Source organism: Barnesiella sp. CU968 (genome assembly GCF_905219685.1).
Lineage (GTDB): Bacteria > Bacteroidota > Bacteroidia > Bacteroidales > Muribaculaceae > Lepagella > Lepagella muris_A.
Genome location: NZ_CAJMXD010000330.1, coordinates 1 through 3,221, shown reverse-complemented (window position 1 = coordinate 3,221; position 3,221 = coordinate 1). Strand labels below are relative to the sequence as shown.

The window sequence follows — 3,221 nt, the reverse complement described above, 5'->3', positions numbered from 1 at the left end:
AATGATTGATTTCGCTGCCATAAAATTTTTAATCAATAAAATTTAGACAAGCTCTGAGAGGAACTGAGAGAAACTGAGAGAAACTGAGAAAAACTTATAAGCAATTGATGTTTATTCAACGGATTTGTTTATATTTGCAGTTCTGAACTAATTAACCTAATCAAATACTTATTTAGACCTGAATCGATCATGAACGCACGATTAAGCAGTTTGGCGGGAGCGTCCTTATGCGCTTTGGCTCTCGCGACACCGGCAGTCGCTGACGCACCTGCCGGGTATTATGATTCTCTCGAAGGGAAAACCGGTGTGGCATTGAAGAAAGCCGTCAAGGCGATAGTGAGGAAACATACGGTGATTTCGTATGGCGACGCTACCTGGAACGCTTTCCGTAAGACGGATGTCAGGGTTGTCAACGGCAAGGAATGCTGGTGGGATATGTATAGCTCCAATAATGTAGCCGTTTCATCCGGACACCCGGGGATGAATATTGAGCATTCCGTGGCAAATTCCTGGTGGGGCGGAACAAAGAATGACGCATATAAGGATATTGTCCATCTGAATCCGTCTGATAAGGATGGCAACAGCCGTAAAAGCAATTATCCTCTTACGGAACTTTCCAAATGTTCCTGGACAAACGGAGTTGTCAATGTGGGTTCTCCGAAGTCCGGTCAGGGTGGAGGAAGCAGCAACGGTTTTGAGCCTCATGATGACTACAAGGGAGATTTCGCCAGAACATACATGTATATGTTTGTGGTGTATGATGACATAAACTGGGGACGTACAAGCGGGGGACAGAATGTGGAGTGGATGTTCACGGCGAGTCCGTTTGAGCTTAAGCCGTGGGCTAAAGAGCTTCTTCTTCGCTGGTCGGCAAATGATGCGGTAAGCCAGAAGGAGCGTGACCGCAACGATGGTGTCTACAGTCAGCAGAAAAACAGGAATCCCTTTATCGATCTCCCTGATCTTGCCGATTATATATGGGGAAGCAAGGCAGGGGAGCCATATCATGTGGATGGTGCTCATGAGCCGGATCCCGGTCCTGTGGACCCGGACCCGATAGACCCGGATCCGGTTGATCCCGACCCTGTTGACCCTTCACCCGAAGATCCGGCTCTTGTGCCCGGAACTTATGTTCTGGTTGCCTCCCAGTCTGATATTCGTGCCGGAGAAAGTTATCTGATCTTAGGGTCTGACTCTCATGTTGCAATGACTCTTGAGCAAAATAAGGAAAAGACATATTTTGAGCCGACAGAGACAATAGTCATAAATGACGGAGTGATCGAGAAGGCGCCTTCAGACGCCGCGCTGATTACGCTCGAGACCCTTGGCGACGGATATGCCCTCAAGGCATCCGATCTTGGCGGCAACGTCAAAGGTTATCTTTTCAGTTCGGCGAACAAGACAATAAACCTGACTGATTATTCCACTACGAAAGGAGTGAAGGCAAAACTGACGTATTCCGCGCAGGGAGTGTCGGTGGTATACGGACCTACGGTCAGCAGCGGAGCGGGTGCTTTGTATTACAACAAGAGTGCGAGACGGTTCACGACTTACACCAGCAGCGGTCAGGAGCGACTTGATTTCTACCGCAAGGTGAAAGACGCGTCAGGGATTGAAGACATGACGGACGAAGACGACAGCGTCATGGTCGAGGTCTGGGGCAATAATATCCTTGTGCCCGACGGCGCGGAAATATATGATCTCAACGGGCGTCGACTCGCGAGCGGCGAAAACCTTGCAAGAGGGATATATATAGTGAGCTCGCCAGCGTTCAGCAAGTGTGTCAAGGTGATGATCAAATGAAGGCAATGATGAATTGCCGGTTAATGTAAATTAAAACAACAGCTTATGAGAAATCTGATATCAGGTATAATGGTGACTGCCGGAGCACTGTCGCTGATGGGGGAGATTCCGGCGGGATATTACCGCGAACTGGAAGGGAAAAGCGGAGAGGAACTGAAGGCAGCAGTAAGGAAGGTGGCGATTCCGGAAGATTTCGTGTCGGTCGCCTATGGCGACGGCAATACATCTTTCAAGACATGGCAGGCATTTGAATTTACCGATATCAGGATGATACAGGGCAGAAAGGCATGGTGGGACATGTATTCAAACAAACTTGTATATGTGGAATCGGGTCACAACTCGCTTAACATAGAGCATTCCGTAGCCAACTCATGGTGGGGCGGGAAAGAGGGAAGCGAAGCCGCCTATCAGGATCTGTTTCATCTTAATCCCTCAAATTCAGATGCCAACAATGCCAAGTCGAACAACCCGATAGGGATCGTTGGAGGCAATCCGGCATTCGACAACGGACTGGTGCTTATCGGAGCGCCTGCCGCCGGATACGGAGGGGGTGCGTCCAAGGTGTTTGAACCTGCCGATGAATACAAGGGTGATTTCGCCCGCGCCTATCTATATATCATGACCGCCTATGACGCCATTTCCTGGAAAACGGACAAGGGTGGCGAGGCTCTCTATACGATAACCGACGGCACGATAGACCTTCAGCCCTGGGCTGCCTCCATGCTTCTGAAATGGGCGGCGGAAGACCCTGTCGATGACAAGGAGCTTAACCGCAACGAACAGATCTACGGCATCCAGAAAAACCGCAATCCGTTTATCGACTTTCCCTCACTCGCCGAGTATATATGGGGTGACCGCAAGGGTAGCGCATTCACGTTGGAGGGGAATGCCGCCGATGCCGTGAATCGTCCGGCGGATCCGGCAGTTCAGGATGCGCGACTCACGGATGTCAACACATATGCGGCGGATTACTGGGGTAGCCGCAATCTGGTGTTTGATATAGCAGAAGGTGATCTCTGGATAAGCCTTGACGGAGGTTCGTATCAGAGATATGGCGACAGAATCTCGATACCGGCGGGAACTGTCAACGGCGAGACTCACATCGTCAAGGCATATGCCATGAAAGAGACCGGAGGTAAGAATCTGCGCAGTTCGGTTGTGACAGTGACCATGACTGCGAAAGATCCCTCCGTGACCGACTATTCCACTTCGGTATGGACACCTGCGGCTACAGGCGATGCCATAGATCCGGAGAGTCTTTATGTAATAATCTCCGCCGACAACAGACATGTGATGGGATGCACTTTCCAGTCGAACGGGTTCATGCCCGATTGTGGCAGTGCTGAATACCGGAATCAGGACATGGATTCGGAAATAACGGTAATTCCCAACGAATCAGCAGTTGTCAGATTCAGGAC

At 50.2% G+C, this 3,221-nt stretch carries 2 protein-coding genes; both read left to right on the top strand.

Translation table 11 applies throughout. The annotated features are described in order from the left end of the window. Positions 1–189 precede the first annotated feature (189 nt). On the top strand, positions 190–1,803 hold the full coding sequence (locus JX312_RS10990) for an endonuclease (protein WP_204458029.1): 1,614 nt from the start codon (positions 190–192) through the stop codon (positions 1,801–1,803). A 45-nt stretch (positions 1,804–1,848) separates the two neighbouring features. Beyond that, a partial coding sequence (locus tag JX312_RS10985; protein ID WP_204458028.1) for an endonuclease I family protein occupies positions 1,849–3,221 on the top strand: 1,373 nt, incomplete at its 3' end.